Origin of the sequence: Acinetobacter portensis (assembly GCF_009372215.1) — a bacterium.
In the GTDB taxonomy this organism is placed as follows: domain Bacteria; phylum Pseudomonadota; class Gammaproteobacteria; order Pseudomonadales; family Moraxellaceae; genus Acinetobacter; species Acinetobacter portensis.
This window is the reverse complement of sequence record NZ_LWRV01000119.1, coordinates 1-18,406: the sequence shown is the minus strand read 5'-3', so window position 1 is coordinate 18,406 and position 18,406 is coordinate 1. Positions and strand designations below refer to the sequence as shown.

General features: G+C 33.8%; 15 protein-coding genes and 1 tRNA gene. 4 read left to right on the top strand and 12 right to left on the bottom strand.

The genetic code is table 11. The annotated features are described in order from the left end of the window. A partial coding sequence (locus A6M14_RS13985; protein ID WP_188110919.1) for a glycosyltransferase occupies positions 1 to 891 on the bottom strand: 891 nt, incomplete at its 3' end. Between the two features lie 286 nt (positions 892 to 1,177). Here A6M14_RS13985 and A6M14_RS13980 point away from each other — a divergent pair. Continuing rightward, positions 1,178 to 3,115 carry an acyltransferase family protein gene (locus A6M14_RS13980; protein ID WP_152875878.1) on the top strand — a complete coding sequence of 646 codons (1,938 nt, stop codon included), beginning with the start codon at positions 1,178 to 1,180 and terminating at the stop codon, positions 3,113 to 3,115. Positions 3,116 to 3,180: 65 nt separating this feature from the next. Here the strand turns inward: A6M14_RS13980 and A6M14_RS13975 are convergent, their stop codons facing one another. The 11 genes from A6M14_RS13975 to efp form a co-directional block, all read right to left on the bottom strand. Beyond that, a complete protein-coding gene (locus A6M14_RS13975; RefSeq protein WP_152875877.1) occupies positions 3,181 to 3,444 on the bottom strand; it encodes a hypothetical protein in 264 nt (87 codons plus the stop codon). A gap of 72 nt (positions 3,445 to 3,516) precedes the next feature. After that, positions 3,517 to 3,918 carry a hypothetical protein gene (locus A6M14_RS13970; RefSeq protein ID WP_152875876.1) on the bottom strand — a complete coding sequence of 134 codons (402 nt, stop codon included), beginning with the start codon at positions 3,916 to 3,918 and terminating at the stop codon, positions 3,517 to 3,519. A 152-nt stretch (positions 3,919 to 4,070) separates the two neighbouring features. Beyond that, positions 4,071 to 5,081, bottom strand: coding sequence for a tyrosine-type recombinase/integrase (locus A6M14_RS13965; RefSeq protein WP_152875875.1), 1,011 nt, complete (start codon positions 5,079 to 5,081; stop codon positions 4,071 to 4,073). A gap of 175 nt (positions 5,082 to 5,256) precedes the next feature. Further along, a tRNA-Val gene (locus A6M14_RS13960) sits at positions 5,257 to 5,333 on the bottom strand. Positions 5,334 to 5,365: 32 nt separating this feature from the next. Further along, positions 5,366 to 7,381 carry a transglutaminase TgpA family protein gene (locus A6M14_RS13955; protein ID WP_152875874.1) on the bottom strand — a complete coding sequence of 672 codons (2,016 nt, stop codon included), beginning with the start codon at positions 7,379 to 7,381 and terminating at the stop codon, positions 5,366 to 5,368. Between the two features lie 5 nt (positions 7,382 to 7,386). Continuing rightward, complete coding sequence (locus A6M14_RS13950) at positions 7,387 to 8,292, bottom strand: DUF58 domain-containing protein (RefSeq protein WP_152875880.1); 906 nt, start codon at positions 8,290 to 8,292, stop codon at positions 7,387 to 7,389. Between the two features lie 9 nt (positions 8,293 to 8,301). Further along, positions 8,302 to 9,264 carry an AAA family ATPase gene (locus A6M14_RS13945; RefSeq protein WP_378226901.1) on the bottom strand — a complete coding sequence of 321 codons (963 nt, stop codon included), beginning with the start codon at positions 9,262 to 9,264 and terminating at the stop codon, positions 8,302 to 8,304. Between the two features lie 98 nt (positions 9,265 to 9,362). Next, complete coding sequence (locus A6M14_RS13940) at positions 9,363 to 10,064, bottom strand: hypothetical protein (RefSeq protein WP_152875870.1); 702 nt, start codon at positions 10,062 to 10,064, stop codon at positions 9,363 to 9,365. Between the two features lie 95 nt (positions 10,065 to 10,159). Further along, positions 10,160 to 10,462, bottom strand: coding sequence for a YbdD/YjiX family protein (locus A6M14_RS13935; protein ID WP_152875868.1), 303 nt, complete (start codon positions 10,460 to 10,462; stop codon positions 10,160 to 10,162). A gap of 12 nt (positions 10,463 to 10,474) precedes the next feature. Further along, positions 10,475 to 12,577, bottom strand: coding sequence for a carbon starvation CstA family protein (locus A6M14_RS13930; RefSeq protein WP_152875866.1), 2,103 nt, complete (start codon positions 12,575 to 12,577; stop codon positions 10,475 to 10,477). A gap of 172 nt (positions 12,578 to 12,749) precedes the next feature. Then, positions 12,750 to 13,319, bottom strand: coding sequence for an elongation factor P (gene efp / locus A6M14_RS13925; protein WP_152875864.1), 570 nt, complete (start codon positions 13,317 to 13,319; stop codon positions 12,750 to 12,752). Positions 13,320 to 13,696: 377 nt separating this feature from the next. Here efp and epmB point away from each other — a divergent pair, with 377 nt between their 5' ends. Genes epmB through A6M14_RS13910 form a run of 3 tightly spaced genes read left to right on the top strand, consistent with a single transcriptional unit; the run spans position 13,697 to position 18,395 of the window. Further along, positions 13,697 to 14,713 (top strand): EF-P beta-lysylation protein EpmB, encoded by a 1,017-nt coding sequence (epmB, locus tag A6M14_RS13920; RefSeq protein ID WP_152875862.1) that lies wholly within the window; start codon positions 13,697 to 13,699, stop codon positions 14,711 to 14,713. 14 nt (positions 14,714 to 14,727) lie between these two features. Then, positions 14,728 to 16,473, top strand: a complete 1,746-nt coding sequence (locus A6M14_RS13915; RefSeq protein WP_152875860.1) for a GTPase — start codon at positions 14,728 to 14,730, stop codon at positions 16,471 to 16,473. Further along, the gene (locus tag A6M14_RS13910; RefSeq protein WP_152875858.1) at positions 16,455 to 18,395 is read left to right on the top strand and encodes an EAL domain-containing protein; all 1,941 of its coding nucleotides are present in this window, start codon (positions 16,455 to 16,457) and stop codon (positions 18,393 to 18,395) included. The genes A6M14_RS13915 and A6M14_RS13910 overlap by 19 nt, the downstream gene beginning before the upstream one ends. The last annotated feature ends 11 nt before the right edge of the window (positions 18,396 to 18,406 follow it).

Below are 18,406 nucleotides of genomic sequence, written 5' to 3'. Positions count from 1 at the left end.
ATACTTTTGGAAACACCACCGCTTTTTTAAATACTTAAGTCTTAATTTGAATGTAATCCCCTTATTCTCTAATGAAATTATTTTTTTAATTTCTAATCGCAATGCTTTTTTCCAATCCGATGCATTAGAAAGCTCACTCTTCCATTGTTTGAACTTACTCTCTACCAACCACACATCATACATCAGTATACTAGACTCATTAAATGGAATATTGTGATCATGACATGCTTGTATGATAATATGGGTATTGTTTATTATTTTATAAAAATTTGGATGAGCTTTTTTTGTAGTAGAATTCGTATTAAAGTTGTAATAGTAAACACCATCGCACACTCTAACATTTCTCGCATTCAAGAAATTAAATTTCGTAATAATTTCATCATTATTAATGTAGTTTTCTCCATTATGATTATATTTTTTATATAAATTATAAGAATCTAAGAATATTTTTTTTCGAAAAACACCAAGACCATGAACTTTCCATTCTGATAGACAATTTTGAAAAGCCATTAAACCAGTAAATTCAATATCTTCTGTAAAATATTCATGTAATTTAAAAACGGAATTTTGCTCATTTTGTGATACAGCTAGTTTATACAAAATAATATCTATATCTTTGTTAAACTCTGACATTGCTAACAATATGGCATCAGGAGAAAACAAGTCATCTGCATCTAAAAAGGTTACAAACTCAGCATCACATCGTAACATTCCTGCTTCTCGTGCTTTCGCAGCCCCCTTATTTGCTTGAACTATATAGTGAATATTTTTATGATCTTTTGCATAATTACGAATAATATCTACTGTTTTATCTGTTGATCCATCATCAACCACCCAAATTTCTAAGTTAGAATATGACTGGCTAAGTAAATTATCTAAGCAATTAGCAATGTTTTTTCTTCATTATATGCAGCAATAATCACTGCACATTTCAATTTTGTCATTTGCTCAACCTTAACAGTGATATTCCAGAAGAAAAAGTTCATTCTTCTCTAAAATGTAATAATAACAAGGAAGTATTATCAACATCAAAAAAATATTAATGGATTTTCACTGCTATTTATATATCCATTATTGTACTAGAACACGAAATTTAATTAACAAATTAAAGCTTTATTATTAATATTTATATAAAATCTCCAAAATTAAACCACTTAACATTTTCATGTTGCTATAAATGAATTTTAGATACGATATAAATGGACTTAGAGCAATAGCTGTACTTGCTGTTGTGATTTTTCACTTTAATCCACAATGGTTACCTGGTGGATTTGCAGGGGTAGATGTTTTCTTTGTCATTTCTGGCTTTTTAATGACATCTATTATTTTTATTGGTGTAGAAAAAAACACCTTTAATTTATTCAAATTCTACAATGCTAGAGCAAATAGAATTATACCTGTGCTTGCAGCCATGTCAGCAGTGTTGCTTGTATTTGGTTGGTTTTACCTACTACCAACTGATTACCGTGATTTAGGGAGACAAATTGAAAAAAGCTCTCTATTTGTCTCTAACCTATTATTCGCTAAAGGCGGTGGTTACTTTGATACCGCAGAACATACTAAGTGGCTTCTTCATACTTGGTCTTTATCTGTTGAATGGCAATTCTATATTTTCTTCCCAATCATCATTGTTGCTCTTAAAAAATACCTAAGTTGTAGCAATTTAAAACGTATCGTTTTAGGCTTATTTTTAGCAAGTTTCATTTACTGTATTTATGCAACTTACAAAGATAGTAAAACTGCCTACTTCCTACTTACAAGCCGTGCATGGGAGATGTTACTTGGTGGTTTAGCATTCTTATATCCTTGGTCATTAAAAAATAAGTCACATCAAATAATTACTCAATGCTTAGGTATTATCTTAATTGTTGCATCATATTTTTTAATATCAAAAGATACGCCTTGGCCGGGTTACATGGCACTAATTCCTGTATTTGGTGCATATTTAATAGTCGTTGCAAACTATCAAAATAACTTTTTAATAAATAACCCTATTTCTAACTATATTGGTAAATGGTCTTATTCTATTTATGTTTGGCATTGGCCATTGGTTGTTTTAGGATTTTACTTTGCATTTGAAGATTGGTGGATCTATGGAATTCCTCTCTCAATTTTACTCGGTTTCTTAAGTTATCAATTTATTGAAAAGATCAATTTCCAACGCTATTCATCTTGGAAAGAAATATATAAGGTTAAACCTTTTTATATTTTCTTAATTATTCTAGCTTGTGGGCTCATTGTTAAAGAAACAGATGGGATGAAATTTCACTATGCACAAGAAATTAATCTCGCCTTAGATGAGCTTAATGGAACAAACCCTTATAAATGCGATTCAAGATCAAGAAATAATGAAATGGAAGAGTGCATTATTGGTAACCATCAAAACATTAAGGCTTTAGTTTTCGGTGATAGTCATGCAGATTCACTCACAACAGCTGTTGCTTCTTCTTTCGATCTAAAAAAATATGGGATCGTTTCTATTGTTACGGCAAGTTGCCCATTTTTTCTAGAAGCTAATATTAGAGATCCGATTAATAATAATGACTGCCACGACATCAACAAAAAAAGATTTCAACTTATTAAATCCGGGAAATATGCAAATATTCCTGTCATTTTGATATCACGTTTACCCGTATACTTTGAAGGGCAAACTGATATGGAACGTATAAACCATCAAGAAAGCGAACCTCTTATGTTTTATTCAAAAAATCAAAATATTGATAAAGCAACTCTTTATACAATTGCTCTAAAGGACTTAACTCAAACAGTATGTGAGATTTCTAAATATAATCCTGTTTACCTTACATATCCAGTACCAGAATTTCAGACAAATATTCCTAAAGCTGTTGCCAAGAATTTATTTTTGAAGGAATCGATACCAACCACAATATCTTATGTAGATTATATTCATAGAGCTCATAAATCACGGAATTTAATATCCACTGCAGCAGAAACATGTGGGGCAAAGACGTTAGATCCAACAAAAGTTTTATGTCCTAAAAATGAATGTAAATCATTACAAAATGGTAGACCCCTCTACCGTGATGCCGATCATATGAGTGAAAATGGAAATAAAATTTTAACACCTATGTTTAAAGATGCATTAAATCCATAATAAATAAAGCCCTCATTAGAGGGCTTTATTTATATAGTCAAAGCGTAATTCCAAAACTCATCCACTTATTTATCACTTAAACCGAGAACGGTTTGTATAGCTATAATACTATCATCACCTACTATTGAGCATAACTGCTCAAACAACGCATATTCATTAAACTCATTAAATCTATTATAAAAATCTAACAATAAAACAGTGTCATTACTAATATTCTGCTCATTGCTCTGTTTATATAGATTTTTAAAATCCTCAAGCTCCAGCTCATCTAATAAATCATAACTAGTTTTTAAAGGATCATCTTCCACAATCCAAGGCTTATCTTTCACACCTAATGTCCATCGCCACGTCGAAGAATATACTTCTAAAGGAGAAACTTACACAAAATAATTTACAGGCTATTAGGGATAAAATTCATGTTTAGTCGCTAATTTAATGAATTCATCAACACGACTATTTGGAATATGCTTATACCAGTCAATGATATCTTTAATGAAGGGCATAATATCCTCATTAGTTAGTATAACTTGTAGATCCTCATCACCATAATCATTAAACATGTCTCCATCTAGAAAAAAAAGATATCCATCGAATTTTTCTTTAATTCCGTGATCCTCCTCTGAATCTTCATCCCATATTTCTATTCCAGCAAATTCTCCATGAGCATAACCACATTCCATTAGTTGCTTAAATTTATCAATATATATTTCCTTTTCATCAAGAAAGTACACTAAACAGTTTATAATAATAAATACAGCCTCATCATTCAGATTATATTTAGAAAATGCAGCATAAAGACTCATATACTATTACTCCCTATCCATTTTATTATCCTCAGTAGGATAAATTAAAATTAAGTACTTACACAAAATTTAGTACAGTCTCAGTATTACTCATTTTTATCCGTATATTAATTATCATACAAAACTTTGAGGGTTAAGGCTTTACCAATATCCTAAGCATCCAACATATCAGCAATATCATTCACATCAGGATTATAATAAGTATTCACAAGCATTTTAATATTCTTATGCCCTGTCACTTTCGCTAATACCTCAACAGGCAACTTCTGATTATTCACAAATCTTGTAATAGCTTCATGACGTGCATCATGAAAATGAATATCTTCTAATCCCACCTTCGCCTTTCGTCTTTCCCACATTAATCTAAATGCATTTTCTGACTGTGGAATAAGTTTAAGTCCATCATGGTCAATCAGATCTAAAAGTGCTAAAGCCTTTTTAGTTAATGGCACATTACGAGCATCACCATTTTTTGTTTTTGGTAAATGTACATGACGATCAAAAATATCTGTCATCTGAATACCAAGTATTTCACCACGGCGCATTGCTGTCTCAAGTGCAAATAAAAATGCCCATGCAACATAGTGTTCAGGAAATGTTGGCGTTTGCCCTTCACTATAATTTAATGACTCAAGAAGAAGCAGGATTTCATTATCACGAATACGACGGTGACGTGCCTTTGGCTTGACTGGCTTTTTAACATTGGTCCAAGGATTCACATCAAGCAAAAATAGCTCTTTCACTGCATAACTAAATACAGAGCTATATAAAGCCATTTCGCGCAGTAATGTGTTCGCCCCTACTTCTTTTGCTCGCTTATTTCTCCAAGCCGTTAAATGCTTTGGTGTAATGTCGTGAATAGACATTTCAGCTAGTGCACCAAATTTTTCTTCAAACGGTTTTAATTGTTCTTTGACATAAATTGAACCACGAAGCTTTTTACCTACTTCTTCATAATATTTATAAAAAAGTGTCTTGAATGGATAGTGGTGTTTTATTCCATTATCTTCAGCAAGTTTGTTTGCTCTCGCTTCAAGTAGTTTTTGAGCTGCCCATTGCTCACATTCTTTTGCAGTATCACGAGTCGCAGAAATACGCTTGCCATCTATCATTATTTTAATTTGATAGCTTTCACCACGCTTTATTGGTTTTGGTAATTTCATGGGAAAATCTCAATTATTCTTGGGACAATCTTGGGACAAATTTTACAGCTAACTAGGCTTATTTCACCCTTTTAACCAACTGTGCAGATATTAGCATATATTATTATAGACATAAAAAAAGGGTTTTAAGCTACTGATTTCGCTTAAAATCCTTACTATTTCTAGCTTTGAATTTTGGTAGGTATAAGCAGACTCGAACTGCTGACCTCTACGATGTCAACGTAGCGCTCTAACCAACTGAGCTATACACCTAAAGTGGCTGAAATCATATTCATTTTTATTTTTTAAGACAAGCTTTTTTTATATTGAGCAAATACATTCGAACAACGATTAATCAACTTTAATAAAACTTGAATATCTTTTTCATCTTTTAAAAAGCCATACATATAATTTTGATGCTTTTCAATAATTTCATTAACCAAATCTTGATCATCAATATTCATATTAAGCTCAGCAACCACATGATTTAACCACCCAACAATGGACTCATATGATTTTTTTTGTAGATGATCAGGTAATTGCCTCAACAACTGATTTAAAGCCCATTTCACCCGATCTCTACGCTTAAAATTTAAATAGCATATCCAAGATAAATAAATACAAATGACAATCAAAGTACCAAAAAATAACACTAAAATTACAGTATAAGTACCATTAAAACCCAAACGATCAAACCATCTTTTTTGACTTTCAACATCATAACCAACAACTTTACTTTGCCACTGATAAGTAACGTAATCGCTCCACACTCTAAGCTTATTTAAAAGGCTAAACTGCTGATATTTCCATTCAGACTGACCCTCACCAAAAACACGTTGATTATTCGCGATTAAACTTTGCATTCCATTGCCAATTCGATCGGGTGCTATCATCGCTGTTGGATCATATCTCACCCAATTTTCAGCTATTAACACCTCTGTCCATGCATGTGCATCGAGTTGACGAACTTCCCAACTTTCTCCATCAGGAGATAAATGACCTCCTTGATAACCGACAACCACACGTGCAGGAATACCAACATAACGCATCAGCATGACAAAACTTGAAGCGTAATGTTCACAAAACCCCTGTTTTGATTTAAATAAAAATTCATCTATTCGGTTATGCCCTAACAATGCAGGATTTAATGTATAAGTGAACTGATTTTCTTTATACCATTTCAGTAAATTTTGAATATATAAGCGTGGATCTTCTTTGCTTTTTTCAAATAATTCACGTGCAAATTTCTGCGCTTGTAAATCCAATTGATTTGGAACACGGGTATTACTACTTTTTATCCAATTGGGTACAGAATCCGTTTTTGAATAAAATGCTGCATCACCAATCCACTGCATTTTCACAGGTTGAATCCGTCCATTTGGGCGTACAGGCACCACACTCCAATCTGTCCTCAATACATATTTTTCTTGAATAGGAATAGATTTTTCTAAAGACATCACCCATTTTGTACGTACATCCGCAGCTAAATATTGATATTCAAAATGTGAATTATTCTTGTGAAATTTATTATTTAATGAAGCTTGTTGATTGATGAAATTACTTGTCCATTGTTGACCATCATATTGATCTAAAACCAAGCCACGCCAATACAACTCAGACTGATTTGGTAAATCTTTCATATTGCCAATTATGCGAAATGCGAGCGCTGAAGATTGTGACAACTGCGCAATATCTCCGGGAGACATCGTTTCGCTTATTCCCGTAACACCCTGAGTATTGTCTGGAATAGGAATATGCCAAAGTGGTGGTAGTCGTGGAAAAAACAGGAATAGTAAAATAAAAAATGGCAGTGCATAAATGATAAATTTTGCGACATGGCGTACATCGCTAAGCACACTAACTTCAAGTGAACTTTCATGAATAAATTCTGATATTTGTAAACGATATAAACCTACCAAACAACTCATTAAGCATAGAACAACAAGTACCGCCATCCATAAAGTTTGGCTATATAAAAAACTACTTGCACTAACAAATAATGCAAAATTCAAAAGAATAATCACATCACGTTTGGCTTTAATTTCCATAGCCTTAGCAAATAAAAATGTTGTTAATACTGCAACACCTGCCTCAACACCAATAAAGCTTTTATATGAAACATAAATGACAGCCAATATTGAAACAACAAATGCAAATGTAATTACTTTAGATGTACGTTTTTCTGGCTTTAGTAAACTAAAATAGAGTATAAATATGATCAAAAAAAACAGAGCAGAAACAACTAAAGGAAGAAAAAAGCTTTGTGTTATTAATATGATAGCAAGGGTTAAAATGATTGAATTTTTAATTGATTTATTCATTGTCATTACGCCTTTGCCAACAAAAGCTTAGCTTTGAGTAATTGCGTATTTCCCACACCTTTTTCCAGTTCGCAATGAGGTAAAATCAAGCTATATTCATGTTTGAATTGTTCACAATGTTCAACTAACCCCATTATTAAACTAAGTCGTTCTTCATGTGAATTTGCAGGCATTTGCTCATAAACAATATTCACGTGATGTTGCTCTTCGAATTGCTCAAATATTTTGACATATAAGCCTTGACCACGTGCAGCATGCTTCCATGAAACCGCATGTAATGAATCCCCCGATTGGTAATCTCGAAGCTCCCTAAAATCATCGACATCTTGTGAAAAATTCTGCTGAACATATTTATTCTCTGTTTGGAATTCTAGTGATTTCGGTGCAATCCAAACATGATTTTTTAAATACAAATATGTCCAAGCACGTACTAATCCAAATGGATAAACCGCATATATTTGTACATTCGGAAACTGAAATTTACCGCGTTCATTGGTATAGAAATTTAGTGTAATTTTCTCTTTTGAATTTTGAATTAATATTTTTTCTAAATGCTGATCTGTTTTAATCCAAAGATAACGATTTTGCTTAACATTTTGTTGAAAATATAATGTGAGCTGTACAGAATTTCCCACCTGCCCAACTTCAGACATCGCAGATGTAATTTCTAATCCATGAAGCTGTTTAAATGTTAAATAAAAGCTAATACACAAAATAGAACCAATTAAAAAGCAAAAACCTAAAATAAGATTATTCGCGTAATTCACACCTGCAATAAAGGTAATAAAAATAAGAATAAGGTATAAATAGCCCTGCTGGTAAATGAAGACCAAAATATCCTTTTGCGCCATTTTCTTAGATTGTTCAAATCTAAATCTTTTATTTGCCCAGTTTTGCCAATATTGCTTCAGCATCCCCCATTAACTCACACGTACTTGTTTCATTAAATGCAATGTTTCCGATTCTGAAAGCCCTAAACGATGTGAGGCAACCGCTGTAAATACTTCTTGAATATCATCGGCTGTAACAAAAGCACGTTGCATGATTAATGCATGAGCTTGGGCAGCTTTTTTCAAGGCTAGAACGCCGCGTGTCGATAATCCATGCTGTCTTTTTCGTGACTCCTCAACCAAATCTAGAAGATAATCTAACGCCGCATTTGAAATAAAAATGTCTTTTACCTTTGCTTGAAGCTCTACTATTTCAGATTCTGTAAATACATTTTGCAAGGTTGAAATTAAGCTCTGTCTTGAGTTTTGTTGAAGAAGTTGCTTTTCTGCCTGTCGTGATGGATATCCCAAAGATAAACGCATCAGAAAACGATCTAGTTGAGATTCAGGTAAAGTATAAGTCCCACTTTGAAAAAGCGGGTTTTGTGTTGCCATCACCCAAAATGGTTGCGGAAGTTCGTAACGTGTACCATCAATGGTGACCAAACCCTCTTCCATTGCTTCAAGCAAAGCACTTTGGGTTTTTGGACTACAGCGATTAATTTCATCTGCAAGTAATATTTGTGTGAAAATTGGACCTTGTTTAAACTCAAATTGATGTTCTTTTTGATTAAACATATTTACCCCAATTACATCGCTTGCAAGCATGTCATTGGTAAATTGAATACGTTGAAACTGTAGTCCTGCAAGTTTAGCTAATGCGCTTGAAAGTGTTGTTTTACCTAAACCTGGTAAATCCTCAAAAAGCACATGCCCACCTGCAAGTAAGCAACAGAGTGCAAGCTTAGTTTGCTGTTCTTTGTCTAAAATAATTTGATTTATTTGCTTTAAAAATAATGTGATTTTTGGAGCGAATTTTTGTATAGAAATAGCCAAATCTTGATAATAGGCATCAGAAACATCTTCATTTATTTTTTTCATTCCCCAAATCACATTTATTCCCCAATAAAATCAGTGCATGATTAACATACACTGTTTTTATTTTTTTCTAAAGAATTCAAAGCTCTTTGTGTCTATCATTTTATTAATACTTAGGCTACTTTATTCTCAACATCCAAAGCTTCATTTTCAGATTCAATTTTATATTGTGGTTCTAATTCACAGAATATTTTTGTTAATTCTGGTTTTAATGATTGTATTAATATAAAAAAAGCAGAGATTAACAAAGCAATAAAACAGATAATGGCATTTATATAATATTGTCCATCTACATCCAACTTAATTTTCAACAAATTGCCAATGACGATCAGTAAAAATGGGAAGGAACCGATTAAAACAATTATGAAATAGAATAATGTACCTGCATATCCATTAAGCTTTATACGCCAATTTGGCATAACCAAGTTCGGCAATGCCTTTCCATTTTCAATTTTGATTTCATCTTTAATACGATGAAAAATTCGAATTGCTCTTGTTATATGTTTTCGGCTCAAAATATATTGCGCCATTTCCTTTGAACAATATGGACAACCAATTAAAGCTTTTAATTGTGCTTCTTCACACAAGCGCTCATAGTTAGCCTTCATTTCATCATCAAGAAAACTTTTTTCATGAAATTTATAAGTTTCTTCAAACTTCTGCATCAATCGCTTTTTATTTAAATCTTTTATATCTAAAAATATTTGCAATAAATCTTTAATTTTAAATATCAAAAAACCGCATACCGCAATAATTACAATACTTGATGATGGATTGGCAATGACCACTTTTATTAATTCTACAAATTCACTCATTTTATATATTTCCCCCGCATCAGCATTATTCAAATATTACTTTTAAAATCAAATAAAAAAGCGCTCTTATGAGCGCTTTTTTAAATTTTAATTTATTAACACGGACACTTCTTCATATCACCACCAGCACTTGGATAACGAGCATCCACGCAATAGCGATAAAAAGTTTTCGCATCCATAGCTTCCAAATCTGGATGATGTTTTGCCATGTGTTCTAAATAGTTTTGGTAGTCAGGCACACCCACCATCAAGCGGAAACTTTGCTGTAAACGCTGCCAAAGTGTCGCAATTCTCGACCAATTCTTAGGATTAAGAATCAGCTCTTTTTGCGACATAATGGTCATCTTGATGATTTTATAAATCACCGTTTTACCACTTTTAGCAAACTTCAGGTTCATTTAAAGCGCCCCTTAATGTGCAGATTTTGATGGCTCAATTTCAGCAGGATCTCGGTAAATTGCTTCCGATTCATTCACTGTTGGTACAGGACTTGCCAATGCACGGCGAATCACACGTATTGCAGCAAATAACATTACGAATGCAACAATCATAAAGAAAGCACACAACGCTGCGTTAATTTGATTAGACAGCACAATCGTTTGCATTTCTTCAAGCGTTTTTGCAGGTTTTAGAATTTCACCACGTGCAATTGCATCAGAGAAACGATTCGATTGAGCCAAGAAACCAATTTTTGGATTTTCGTGGAAAATTTTCTGCCAACCAGCGGTCATTGAAGTAATGAATAAGAAAACTGTTGGAACAATAGTGACCCAAACATATTTTTCTTTTTTCATTTTGAACAGAATTACCGTACCTAACATGAGTGCCATTGCTGCAAGTATTTGGTTACCAATACCAAAGAGTGGCCATAAGCTATTAATACCACCTAAAGGATCAATTACGCCTTGGTATACAAAGAAACCCCATCCTGAAACAGCAACTGCGGTACCCAACAAATTACCAAAGAAGTTACGTGAGTTTTTCACTGCGGGAATAACAATACCAACGGTATCTTGAACCATGAAACGACAAGCACGCGTACCCGCATCTACCGCAGTTAAAATAAATAATGCTTCAAACAAAATGGCAAAGTGATACCAGAAAGACATCATTTCACGGCTGTTAAAAATTTCAGTGATGATATGTGCCATACCAATTGCAAATGTTGGCGCACCACCTGTACGAGAAAGAATTGAGTTTTCACCCACTTCTTGTGCAAGCAACGTTAATGCTTCAGGCGTTACAACAAAACCTAAGTTACGAACAGCTTCAGATGCTGTTTCAACCGTTGTGCCTAAAACAGCAGCTGGCGAGTTAATTGCAAAATACACACCTGGTTCAAGTACAGTTGCACAAACCAAAGCCATAATTGCAACAAAAGACTCCATCAACATGCCGCCATAACCAATCATACGAATATCACGTTCGTTATTGACTAGTTTTGGTGTTGTACCCGATGAAACTAATGCATGGAAACCTGAAATTGCACCACAGGCAATAGTAATAAATAAGAATGGGAACATTGAACCTGCAAATACAGGACCTGTACCATCAATAAACTGGGTGATCGCTGGCATTTTCATTTCTGGCATCGCAAAAACAATACCTACTGCCAAACCTGCAATTACACCAATTTTCAAGAATGTAGATAAATAATCACGAGGCGCCAATAACAACCAAACAGGTAAAACCGATGCAATGAAGCCATAAGCAATTAAGCACCACGTTAACTCAGTACCTGTTAGTGTAAATAATTGTCCCCAATAAGGATGTTGTGCAACATTCTCACCATAGATAATCCCCGCCATCATCAGTACAAAGCCAATGATTGACACTTCTGCAATTTTACCTGGACGGATAAAACGCATGTAGATTCCCATGAACAAGGCAATTGGAATAGTTGCCGCAATACTGAACACGCCCCAAGGACTATTCGTTAATGCTTTAACAACTACCAACGCCAACACAGCAAGAATAATGACCATTACACCTAAGGCGCCAAGCATTACGATGACACCGGCAAAAGAACCTAGTTCTTGCTTTGCCATTTCACCCAATGAACGCCCATCTCTACGCGTAGAAATAAAGAGAACTAAAAAGTCTTGTACAGCACCTGCAAGTACCACCCCGACCAATAGCCAAATTGTACCTGGCAAATAACCCATTTGTGCTGCAAGGATTGGACCTACAAGCGGACCTGCACCTGCAATAGCAGCAAAATGGTGTCCAAACAATACGCTTTTATTGGTTGGAACGTAGTCTAAACCATCGGCTAAGCGATGCGCAGGAGTTAAGCGTCTTTCATTTAACTCAAAAACTTTATTGGCGATAAATAAACTATAGAAACGGTATGCAATGCTATATACACAGATGGCTGCAAGAATAAGCCAAACTGCATTCACATGCTCTCCACGACTTACTGCGAGTATTCCAAAAGATACCGCACCTAATATGGCAACAAGTAACCATATTATTTTCGAAGTTGTTGTCAACTTTGGTTGAACTGATTCCATGTAAATCCCTCATAAATGTATGTACTAAATCAGCTTAATTATTTTTTTAGAGATACAGCTGTTTCGTCCTGCACAACTGTACTCTTCACATCCTTTTTTTTATCTAAGACTTTGGCATAAAAAAAGGGATGATTTTCATCATCCCTTTCGATAATAGTATATTTCTATACCATTATGCACGCTCTAAATAATCACCCGTACGAGTGTCTACACGAACGCTTTCTTCTTGCTGTACAAATAATGGAACACGTACAACTGCACCTGTTTCAAGCTTAGCAGGTTTACCGCCACCGCCTGAAGTATCACCACGTACACCTGGATCAGTTTCAACGATTTTTAATACAACGAAGTTTGGTGCAGTTACGTTTAATGGCACGCCATTAAATAACATAATTGTACATTTTTCGTTAGAATCGTCTTTTAACCATTTAGCAGCATCGCTCATTGCTGTTTTATCAGCAGCGATCTGTTCAAATGTTACAGGATCCATGAAGTTCCAAAGTTCACCGTCGTTGTACAAATATTCCATTTCTACTTCAACAATATCAGCCGCTTCTAAGTTTTCGCCTGATTTAAATGTTTTCTCTAGAACTTTGCCACTGCGAAGGTTACGCAATTTAACACGGTTGAATGCTTGACCTTTACCAGGTTTAACATATTCGTTTTCCATGATTGAACATGGGTTACCATCAAGCATAACCTTAAGGCCTGACTTGAAATCATTCGTAGAATAATAGGCCATGAATGGCACTCCAAACTTACTAACTTTAATCTTTAGTGCTATGGGCTATACGAAGTCATTTAGCAAGCTAACTCGCACTTTTTTGCCACACGCACATTAATGTGATGTGACGTATTCTAAATGACCAATACACCATGCCGCAATGAAAAATTCCTGATTAACCGACTTAAGCTGTTTAAGTTCTGTTCAGACATCAAATAGAATTGTTTATACGGTGACTATAAAGAGGTAATATTCATGAAATTCAAATTCAATTTTCATAATGTGATGCCCCGTCTCTCACTTATATCTTTTAAATTTTCTCTTTTTTAATTGGGTTTTGAATAGACCTTTGGCTTTGAACCTAAAATCTCCTTTATCTTAAATTAAGCACGAACATGACAAATTATCTGTATCAAGAGCAAAATTGGCAATCGCAAATGAGCGATTTAATAACCGATCCTAAAGAATTGTTAGATATATTAAAGTTATCATCCGATCAACTTTTATCGGGTGCAATTTTAGCTTCTCAAACTTTTAAACTTCGTGTTCCTCGTGCTTTTGCTGAAAAAATTGAAGTGGGTAATCCACTCGATCCACTTTTACTTCAAGTTTTGCCACATCATTTAGAGTTAGAAGATTTTGAGGGTTTTGTGACAGATCCTTTAGGTGAAGAAGATGCAAATCAACAGCCAGGTGTTTTGCACAAATACAAATCTCGGTTTTTACTCACTCTTACCGGTGCTTGTGCCGTTCATTGTCGATATTGTTTTAGACGACATTTCCCCTATCAAGAAAACCTACCTAAAAATGATGATTGGGTGAACATTAAAAACTATATTGAGTCTAAACCCGATATTAATGAAGTGATTTTGAGTGGTGGTGATCCACTAACGCTTTCGAACAGAAAGCTACAATTGTGGATTGAGCGATTATCATCAATTGAACAATTAAAATACTTGAGAATTCACACTCGTGTGCCTGTTGTTATTCCTAGTAGAGTTGATGAAGAGTTTATTTCTATCTTAAAAAACAGTAGGCTACGTGTTATTCTAGTGATACACTCAAATCATGCTTCAGAATTAGATGAATTTACTTGTTCAAAATTAAGTGAACTTGTACATAATAAAGTAACCGTATTAAACCAAGCTGTTTTATTAAAAGGGGTAAATGATTCAGCTGAAATTTTAACTCATTTGAGTTATAAGTTATTCGATACAGGCGTAATCCCTTACTATTTACATGTCTTAGACAAGGTAAAAGGGGCTCATCATTTCGATTTAGATACTAATGAGATTAATCGAATATATACTGAACTACTTGCAAATTTACCGGGTTATTTAGTCCCAAAACTTGTAAGAGAAATTGCCGGAGAAAAAAACAAAACCCCGCTTTTTGGAACTGAAACTTTTTGAGTTAGATAAGAACTATGGATATAAATAAACCTGATATATTTCAAACAACCAATGAACTAAAATTGGATCAGCTTAGTTTTTGCCAAAATTCTGTAAAAAGTATCCAACAATGGTCAGCAACCTTAGAAATTCATCATTTGGGTGATTCTGCTCGGTCTTTATTTAATGCGATTATCGAAATAGCTGAACTCAAATGCCAAGAAACGCTGCGTTTTGACTTAATTCAAACCATTCATCCTCTTATTGACAATATTTTAAATAGCTTAGAAAAACATTTTTTCAATCAATCTTTAATTTCTGACAATAGAAATAAGCAAATTATTGAGTTAGCTTTCTCGCTTAGAACTCATTTATCTAAAATTTATATTGATATCGCTCAACGTAGTAATCAGCAATTAGAAAATCAAAGTTTTTCTTTATTTTCATTTAAGTTAAAGAAGAATTTACAAACGGCTCGAATTGTTTCGACATATTATGCATTACAGCAATTATCTTTATTACTCTATCACCAGCAAATGCTTTATAACACTGTATTGCCTGGTCAATGGTTGATTGCACATAAACTTTTAGATTGTGCAATGAAACATAATTTTAATATTGATAATATTAATCAAATTTTAGGTACAACCCATCAAATTAAAAATATTAATCAAGCCTATGCGCAATTGATTTTACTTGATATTTTTAACACACATCAAATTCGTCCTGCCGAAATTCAAGGTTTATATTTATGCAGTTTTGAGTGGGCTAAGCTTATTCATATTTTACCTAAAGAATCTACCTTATCTCGCTATGTTGTGGATTCTACAAAAGACCACCCTCCTATTTACAATACAACGTCAGGAAATAACTGTAATCCGAGTATTTATATTGCAACACAGGCGCTTCTTAATTATTTAAATGAAAATCAAGGTCGGAAAAATGAAAAACTTACAGCAAATGAAAAATTATTTTTAACGCCTGCGCTGCATTTCCATATTCATAATATTTTAACCAATACAGCAGAACGGCGTCATGAACGCTATGAATATAATGCACGTATTAAAATATGCTTTGGTTTGAGCGTCGCACACTTTTATTTAGCTAAAGCTAAAAACTTTAAAGAAACTTTAGAATTGGGTGCAAATTACCAATTAAAAAGTGAAAGTGTTTTTGTAGATTCACATGAAAATACACCTCATTTCGATTTAAGCTCAATTAAAACCATTGATCGTGAATCTAGAAAAATACATCAAGTCGATGTTCTTGATATTAGTGTCAGTGGTTATCGTATTAAGTGGACGGGAGAAACACCTGCAAATTTAAAAACAGGTGAGTTTATTCTGGTTCAAGAAAATTCACGTAGCCCTTGGCGTGGTGGTGTTATCCGATGGATTAAACAATCCACTGAGCAAAGCTTAGAAATTGGTCTAGAAATATTAGCTCAAGAAATTGCACCTTGTGCCTGCTACCTACAAATAGACAGAAATACGGGACATTACCACCCTGCTCTAATTATGCAAAATGCTCAGTTAGATGAAGTATCAACCACACTTATCTTACCCGGCATTGGCATATTAAAAGATAAGCAGTCTATTCAATTACGATTAGGGCAGGATGAATTAAAAGTCTTTTTAATGAAGCCATTATTAATTACCCAAAGCTTCATGCGCTTTGATTTTGAATTATTAAATGAGCAACAAAGACCAGTTTTGGATAATTTTATTCATAAGCAATTTAATGAAGTAAAACATCATGATTTATGGGAAACATTAAAGTGAGAAATCCACTATTTTCAAAAAAGCTTAAACGTTCTGAAGCACGTTTACTCATTATTGATGACAATCAAATTAGATTTAATCAAATTTGTAATCAATTAAAGGAAAACAATCTTACTGTTGCTGCAACCTTATTAGATGATGTTAAAAACTTTGAAAAACAACTAAATTTCACTTGGGATATTGTGATTTTTGGTCGTGCATACGATTTAAAAGTAGATCAAGCAATTGCTTTGATTCGCTCATCAACACAACCAAATCTTCCCTTATTGTTATTAAACCCAGATGATTATGAATATGACCAATACACCAGCTATATTCATAAAGGTCTATATGATGTATTAAACATAGACTACCCTGAACGCTTCTATTACGGTGTAATCCGCACACTCGCTTTTAGCCGTATGCAACAACAACAAGAAAGATTAGTAGATGAACTTGAAACTGCTCAAACCCAAGCACAATCTTTAGTTGAAGATAGCAATAAAGCTTTAGCCATTATTCAAGAAGGTATTCACGTTCAAGCGAACCCTGAATATTTAGAACTTTTCGGCTTTCAATCTGAAGATGAAATTATTGGCTTACCATTACTTGATTTACTTCAACCTAAACATTTAGCTGAATTAAAAACACGTATTAAAAAAGCATCACAAGGACAACTGGATGCTGGCACTTTTAGCTTAGATTCTTTAAATAGCAAAATTGCATCAAAAAATCCTCTTACAGTCGAGTTCTTAAAAGCCACAGAAGAAGATGCTATTCAAATTACAATTGATACTGAATCATCAACTACTGCCATTTCACCAAACACATCAACAGAAAATTCTGCACCAAAACCAAATGTTTTTCAGCAGATTAATCGAAGCTTACAAAAAAATCCTGCATCATCGAATGCACTTGTTACATTTTCGTTATCAGCTTGTCCTGAACAAATTTTTCAAGCAGATTGGCTCACATCTAAAACATACTTCCAAAATATCCGTAGCTTTTTAAAAGAACAAACACAAGTTCCATTATTTAAAGTAGATACACTGGTATATGTCGCACTGTTCCAAGCAGAATCTCAAGCTGTTTTAGATTCTAAACTTACAGGTTTAAGTGCATTAACTAAACCACAATTAATTGATGTAAATGGCTCATCTTATCCTTTAAATTTGCGCATGGGTTATAGCGTACTTAATGGTGATATTAAAGATGAGACACATCTAGATCATTATATTTCGCAAGCATTTGCGACTAAACTCCCTATTCCATGCGAACAAACATCTATTCCTTTAGGTTTGGATTTAGATTTAGACTTTTCACCGAAAATTGAAACACCGTCATTAACAACGGATGCACCCGTTGTATCTATTCAATCGACAAATACAGAAACAAATGTACCTGTACTCCTTACGTCATTAGACAATAGTACACTCAGTCGTATTTCTGAATGTTTAGACAAAGGTGAAATTCACCTAAAATATCAACAGCTTTACGATAAAGAAGATTCTAATCTTTATACCTATGAAGTGACCAGTAACTATATCGATGGTTCTTCATGGAAAAGTTGTTCTGATATTTTAGATCTTTCTGAAGACCCTGAACTTTCTATTAAGTTGGATCGTTGGATTTTAGTAGAAGCCTGCAAACAATTGCATAACTTTATTACTCAATATCCAGATGCAAAACTTATTATTAATTTAAATAAGCATATTTTATTGAAAGACAAAAACTTTCCTGAATTTGTTTCGAAGCTTATTACGATTATTGGTAGCACAACAGAACACCCACTCATTCTTCAGTTTGCAGAAGAAGATTTACATCAGCATTTAACAGAAGTACAAAAGAAAATTACAGAATTACAGCTACACGGTGCACAAATTGCCATCCGTAATTTTGGACGCTCGATGTACAGTGAGACCTTATTAAAACAAAGGCTCTAGACTAGCAGAAT